Origin of the sequence: Streptomyces sp. NPDC050388 (genome assembly GCF_040655635.1) — a bacterium.
Lineage (GTDB): Bacteria > Actinomycetota > Actinomycetes > Streptomycetales > Streptomycetaceae > Streptomyces.
The window spans coordinates 1-5,590 of the sequence record NZ_JBFAKH010000185.1; the positions used below are offsets into that span (position 1 = coordinate 1).

5 protein-coding genes are annotated in these 5,590 nt (G+C 71.0%); 1 reads left to right on the plus strand and 4 read right to left on the minus strand.

What is annotated here, in order from left to right:
• The 4 genes from AB0I73_RS40040 to AB0I73_RS40055 form a co-directional block, all read right to left on the minus strand.
• A partial coding sequence (locus AB0I73_RS40040; protein WP_363045316.1) for a beta-ketoacyl synthase N-terminal-like domain-containing protein occupies nucleotides 1–1,094 on the minus strand: 1,094 nt, incomplete at its 3' end.
• A gap of 286 nt (nucleotides 1,095–1,380) precedes the next feature.
• A complete protein-coding gene (locus AB0I73_RS40045) occupies nucleotides 1,381–2,151 on the minus strand; it encodes an alpha/beta fold hydrolase (RefSeq protein WP_363045317.1) in 771 nt (256 codons plus the stop codon).
• 490 nt (nucleotides 2,152–2,641) lie between these two features.
• Nucleotides 2,642–3,904, minus strand: coding sequence for an FAD-dependent oxidoreductase (locus AB0I73_RS40050; RefSeq protein ID WP_363045318.1), 1,263 nt, complete (start codon nucleotides 3,902–3,904; stop codon nucleotides 2,642–2,644).
• 71 nt (nucleotides 3,905–3,975) lie between these two features.
• Complete coding sequence (locus AB0I73_RS40055) at nucleotides 3,976–5,046, minus strand: helix-turn-helix domain-containing protein (RefSeq protein ID WP_363045319.1); 1,071 nt, start codon at nucleotides 5,044–5,046, stop codon at nucleotides 3,976–3,978.
• Between the two features lie 221 nt (nucleotides 5,047–5,267).
• Here AB0I73_RS40055 and AB0I73_RS40060 point away from each other — a divergent pair, with 221 nt between their 5' ends.
• A complete protein-coding gene (locus AB0I73_RS40060; protein ID WP_363045320.1) occupies nucleotides 5,268–5,495 on the plus strand; it encodes a DUF5988 family protein in 228 nt (75 codons plus the stop codon).
• Nucleotides 5,496–5,590: the final 95 nt, after the last annotated feature.

Below are 5,590 nucleotides of genomic sequence, written 5' to 3' on the forward strand. Positions count from 1 at the left end.
TCCTGGCCGTAGGTGGCCAGCAGCGCCTGCGCCTCGATCGGGTCGCCCAGCGTCGTGCCGGTGCCGTGCGCCTCCACCACGTCCACGTCCGCCGCGGCGACACCGGCGTTGGCCAGCGCCTGGCGGATGACGCGTTCCTGGGCGGGGCCGTTCGGGGCGGTCAGGCCGTTGGACGCGCCGTCCTGGTTGACGGCGGAGCCGCGCACGACGGCGAGGACCTGGTGGCCGTTGCGGCGGGCGTCCGACAGCCGCTCCACCAGCAGCACGCCGACACCCTCGGACCAGCCGGTGCCGTCCGCCGCGTCGGAGAAGGACTTGCAGCGACCGTCGGTTGACAGGCCGCCCTGGCGCTGGAAGTCGACGAAAGCCGTGGGAGTGGCCATGACGGTGGCACCGCCGGCGAGCGCCATGTCGCACTCACCGTTGCGCAGCGCCTGGATAGCCAGGTGCAGGGCGACCAGCGACGACGAGCAGGCCGTGTCGACCGTCACCGCCGGCCCCTCCAGGCCCAGGGTGTAGGCGATGCGGCCGGAGGCGACGCTGCCGATGTTGCCGATACCGAGGAGTCCTGCCACGCCGTCGGGGATGTCGGTGTCGGCGAGCTGGGTGGCGTAGTCGTGGTACATGAGGCCGGCGAAGACGCCGGTGCGGCTGCCGCGCAGAGTGGTGGGAGCGATGCCCGCCCGTTCGACGGCCTCCCAGGAGGTCTCCAGCAGCAGTCGCTGCTGGGGGTTCATGGCCAGGGCCTCGCGCGGGGAGATCCGGAAAGGGGCGGGGTCGAAGTCACTCGCGTCGTGGAGGAAGCCGCCAGAGCTCATCCTGGGGGTGACGGGCTGGGCTCCTTTGGGGTCGTAGAGGTTGTCTGTGTCCCAGCCGCGGTCGGTGGGGAAGCCGCTGATCGCGTCGGTGCCATCGGCGACGAGCTGCCACAGGCTGTCGGGGTCGGCGGCGCCTCCGGGGTAACGGCAGGCCATGCCGACGATGGCGATGGGTTCGCGGTCCTTGGCCTCCGCGCGTCGCAGTCGCTCACTGGTCTCGTGCAGGTCGGCCGTGACTCGCCTCAAGTAGGAGCGGAGTTTGTCTTCGTTCGCCATCAGAGCGTCACCTGTTCGAGTAACCGACGAGCTGGAACTTCATCAATCGGCGCCTGCGGGCGGTCGGGGCCAGCAGGAGCGGGGGCGGGGACCGGCGGAGCGGGTCCGCAAACGGCAGAGGGGCGGGGGCGGCCTCACCGGCCACACCGCCCGCCCGTCGCAGTCCGTACGGCTTCGCCTCCACGGCCCGGCTGTCGTCCGGTGGATCGGACCCGGGGTGCGGACCCGGCACCCGCATCCGTCAGTGGCGTCGCACACCAGTGCCGCCCGATCCGCCGGACCCTGCCTAATGGCTGCCGGTCGTGACAGGCGTCAGCCTGCCGGAGATGACCTTCAGCATTGCTGCCGAGTGGTCCGAGAGGAAGAAGTGGCCGCCCGGGTATGTGTGCATGTCGAAGCCCGCGCTGGTGTGCGTCTCCCAGGCACGTGCCTCGTCGAGCGTGACCTTGGGGTCGTTCTCGCCGGTGAAGACGGTGATGGGGCATGCCAGGGCGGGACCGGGCTCGTAGACGTACGTCTCGGCAGCGCGGTAGTCGCTGCGGATGGCGGGCAGTGCCATGCGCAGCACCTCCTCGTCGCCCAGGACACGTGCGTCCGTGCCACTGAGCAGGCGGAGTTCGGCGAGGAGTCCCTCATCGTCGCGCTGGTGCACGGTTTCGTGGCGGTGGCGGGAGGGGGCGCGGCGGCCGGACGCGAAGAGGTGTGCGGGGGCGGTGCCGCGCTCCTCCATGAGGCGGGCGATCTCGAAGCCGAGGGTGGCGCCGAGGCTGTGGCCGAACAGGGCGATCGGTGGGCCGTCGGGCCGGGGGTCGAGAACGTCGACGATCTGCCGGGCGAGTTCCGGAATGGTATCGACGCACTTTTCGTGACGGCGGTCCTGACGCCCGGGATACTGAACGGCTATGACGTCCAATGCGGGGGAAAGGCTCCTGGACACCGGGAAAAAGAATGACGCGGAGCCGCCGGCGTGCGGCAGACAGACGAGTCGTGTCCTACGACCCGGTGCGTCGTGAAAACTGCGGAGCCACAGCGTGTGGTCGACTTCCGGGGCATCCATGTGAGAGGTCGGTCCTTTCCGATTTCCCGCCACTTGCCAACGACGGTAGAAGGCGTGAACTGCCGCCCCAACCCCTCCGGCCCGGACTGTTCCCCCTATGCCTCGGGCCTGTGTAGGGGTCCGGGTCGGGGTTCTGCCGCTGCGCTGCGAGGGTGGGGCCTGGATGTGAGGTGGCAGGGGGTCGTAAAGCCTGACGTCCATGCGTCGGTGCCGGTCAGCCGGCTCCCGGGAGGGCCAGGGGCGCTCGGGGGGCGCCGGTCCCACCACGCGGCGCTGACGCGAAGGAACCTTGCAGGCGGACGGTGGCGGACAAGCGGCGCATCGAAGCTCCGTTGGATACAGACGGCTTGGGAAGACCACCCGCACAACGGAGCTTCGATGCGCCGGACACGCATCCTTCCCGGGCACCGTTCCGCTGTCGCGACCCGCACACTCACAGGATCACGACGAATTCGAAATCGCTCTGGGTGAGGTGGTCGTCGGCCGGGATTCAGGTGAGTGCCGGTTTTGGCAGGACCGCGCCCTGACGGAGCAGTTCGGTCTGGACCTCGGTGACGCTCGGCCCGTTGCCGCCGCGGGCGGCGAAGGCGGCGGTGACGCCCGCGGCCTGTCCGGTGGCGAAGGCGGTGCCCATGACGCGCAGGGATCCGCCGGCAAGGCGGTCGCCGTCGACGTTGCGGCCGGCGGCGAAGAGGTTGTCGGTGTCGACGCTCCACAGTGCGCCGAGGGGGATCTCGAAGTAGCTGTCGCCTTCGATGAAGTGCCACTGGGACGGGACGCCGGGGCCGGGATGGTACTCGACGGGCCAGGCGCCGACGGCCACGGCGTCCTCGAACCGGGCGGCGCCGAGGACCTCGTCGGCGCTGAGCCGGTAACGGGCGATGATGTGGCGGGACTCGCGAGTGCCGAGTTCGGGGCCGGTGCTGACGATGTACGCGCCCTCGGCTCCGGGTATGGAGCGGATGACCTCGAGGTAGGCGCGTGCCTGGACGCGGGCGCTGGCTTCGGCGCGGCTGACGTCGGCGGCGTCACGGGCGTCGTAGGCCTCGTCGACGATGTAGGCGATGACGTCCCCGGAGACGGGGAGTCGGGCGACCAGCCCGTGGGCGGAGACCAGCGGATGCACGCCGCGTTCGCGCGCGGCGTGCACAGCCGCGGTGACGCGTGTGCGGGAGACGTCGACGTGGGGCGGGATGCCGCCGAAGCGGACACCGAGCGAACCGTTCTGCACCATGCCGTCGGTGCCGTAGCGGACGGCCGCCCCGGCGAAGGCGGCGAGGTCGGCCTCGCCGGTGGCGTCGACGAAGGCGTCGGCCGTGACCTCGGTGATGCCCCGGTGGCCGGCGACCCTGAGGCCGGTGACGCGCCCGTCCTCGCGGTGGGCTCCGGCCACGTGGCTGTGCAGCCGCACATCGACGCCGGCTGCGGCGCACAGGGCGTCGAGGGTGCGTTTGACGGCTTCGGGGTCGAAGACCACGCAGACGCCGTTGAAGCGCTGGGGGCTGCTGACAGCGCCCTCCGCGCGGAGCGCGGCCAGGACTTCCTCGGCGATGCCGAAGACGACCTGGCGGGGCGGGTCCTCGCGGGTGTGGATCCCGCAGTACGTGAGGACGTTGCGCAGGGTGGCGGCGCCGCCGAGGCAGGGCCCGCGTTCCAGGAGGAGGGTGCGGGCACCCGCGCGGCGTGCGGCCACCGCGGCGGCGACGCCGGCGGAGCCCCCGCCGGCGACGACCACGTCGTACTTCTCTGTCATCTGGTTGCCTCTGTGTCTGGGGTCGGTCGGATACGGGCAGGGGGACGGCGGGGCAGCGGAGAGCGGGGCCGTCAGGCGGTACGGCGTGCGGCGAGTTCGTCGCACGCCGGGCGCTGCCCGGACGCGGGGTCGGACAGGGGGCGGGGCCCGTTCCCCGGGTCGCGGAGCCAGCCCCGCTCGCCGGTGACGACACCGATTTGGAAGCGGCTCCTGACGCCGTGGCGGTTGAGGAGTCCGGCCATGGTGCGGCGCACAGTCCTCAGGGACACGCCGAGGCGCCGGGCAGCCATCTCATCGGTGAGGCCTTCGCGGAGCAGTTCCAGCAGTGTGCGTTCCTGGTCGTTGAGACCGTCGTCCCGGCGCTGTGCGGGGGTGCCGGCGGGCAGTGCGGCCTCCCATTCGTGTTCGAACAGGGCGTACAGGGCGGCGACGAGGGCCGGTGAGGTGACGAGTTCGGCGAGGGGAGTGGTGCCGGGCGCATCGGAGCAGGGGGCGGGGACGACGGCGGCGGCGCGGTCCACGACGGTCACGGCGACGGTCACGGTGGCGGCGGTGCGTACCTCGGCGCCGGCGTCGGTGAGGCGGCTGTGGAGGCGGTGGGCGCTGTTGCGGGCCGCGGCGAGGTGGAGGACGCGGATGCGTACGCCGCGGGCGGGCGCGGCCTCGAGGGCGCCGTGTCCGCCCTGGAGGAGGTGAGGGACGTGGGCTTCGCCGGGGAGCGCGCAGACGATCTCGTCGGTGGCCCGGCGGCACAGCCGGTCGAGGGCGAGCCGTATCTCCTCGGGTCCTTCGAGCCTGGTCACGCCGGTGTCGCCGGAGGAGCGGTGCGGCCGGTGGGCCGCCAGCAGGGACATCATCGCGGCGCGGCTCTCGTCGACCTCCCGCCGTCGGCGGTCGAGTTCGGCCTCCTGGTGTGCGAGCAGGGCGCCGAGCCCGAGTTCGGGTGCCACGGCGTACCAGGTGTGACGGTCACCGGGCCGTCGGCGGACGAGGCTGAGGGCGGCGAGCCGCCCGAGGGCGGTACGGACGGTGGTTTCCTCCTGGCCCACCCGGGCGGCGAGCTCGCTCGCCCCCGATGCCCCGTGCTCGAGAAGTGCTCGGTAGACGGGCTGCATTCGGGTGTCTATCCCCAGGGTTTCCACCAGAAAATTCCCTTCCGCCCGTGAACGGCGCTCCAGAATTCCGCCAGGAACAGCCTGAGCGAACAGCCTGAGTGCTGACAGGTCTTGGTCCGAGACGATCAGAGAACCACTGGATAATGACCCCTACCAATAATTCTCATCCCCTACCGGGGGCAAGCAGGGGTGCTTGGAGGGCGGAACGCGAACAAGGATCGAGATGGATCGAGACAAGGGGTGTGCCGATGACACAGACCATCGCTTTTTCCACAGGCGCGACGAACAGCACCGTCCGACTCGAAGGAGGGCCTGTCGAACTCACCGGAACCGTGAATCTGGCCGACCTCCACGAGGTGATCTTCTCTGAGGAGAAGATCAAGATCCGGCATGGGAATGGGTACGAGCACTACACACCGGCCGGCACCGAGCCCGCGGTCTTCCAGTGGGTCGGCCGCACCAAGATCGCTGAGTGACGCCCGCAGGAAAAAGAGAGAGCCTTTGGGCCCGCGCTCACGCCTGGCCGGGTCGGGGATGGAGGTCGACGAGCCGCTGTCCGAGACGCTGATCC